We start from the raw sequence: 669 nt of genomic DNA on the forward strand, positions 1-669 counted from the left end.
GTGAAGTTCGTGCCGATCGGCAAACGTAAATAGGGACGGGAACCCGGCACCGGCCGGCCGTTCGATCGCCGCAAACGGCACATGCCGGCCGCCGGGGCGCCGAATTGTGTAACCGAAGGTAGGGGTACTACGCCCAGACTTTCAAATCGTAGAGAATAGCGGCGGATATGTAACCGCCGGGCTCCCCCGGTGGTCGCCTGCCTTTGAATCAATCCAGAAGGAACCCACAGCATGAAGCATCTCGTCCTCGCCGCCTGCATCGGCGCATTTACGCTGACCTCCGCCGGCGTTGCGATGGCCCAGGAGCCGGTCAAGAAGACCGCTCCCGCCAAGAAGGCTCCGGCCAAGCGCACCAAGAAGACTGCCGCCAAGGAGGCGCCGGTGGCGCCGGTTGGCGAAAAATGGCAGTGCGAGCTGGGCCACGTGCTCTACATCGGCGGCAATATGCAACGCGATGAAGTCATCACCTTGAACTGGGAGGGCAAGCAATACCGCCTGCCGCGCCTGTCCACCGTGACCGGTGCCGACCGCTATTTCGACGCCCACTCCGGCATGGACCTGGTCGTGATCCCGAGCAAGGCGATGCTGTTCAACAAGAACGCCGGCCAGCGCCTGGCCGACGAGTGCCAGACCGCCGACATGCTGGCTGGCGGCTCGGCCCCGACCCAG

The 669-nt window shown here is 64.1% G+C and carries 2 protein-coding genes; one reads left to right on the plus strand and one right to left on the minus strand.

The genetic code is table 11. The features are described 5' to 3' along the window. On the minus strand, positions 1-233 hold a 233-nt coding region (locus tag P3W85_RS36915; RefSeq protein ID WP_276268430.1), incomplete at its 3' end, for a hypothetical protein. On the opposite strand from P3W85_RS36915, the gene P3W85_RS36920 reads away from it, so the two are divergent. Next, positions 232-669, plus strand: a 438-nt coding sequence (locus P3W85_RS36920) for a hypothetical protein (protein ID WP_276268431.1), incomplete at its 3' end; no start/stop codon positions are given. The genes P3W85_RS36915 and P3W85_RS36920 overlap by 2 nt on opposite strands.

The organism is Cupriavidus basilensis (assembly GCF_029335485.1).
GTDB lineage: Bacteria > Pseudomonadota > Gammaproteobacteria > Burkholderiales > Burkholderiaceae > Cupriavidus > Cupriavidus basilensis_E.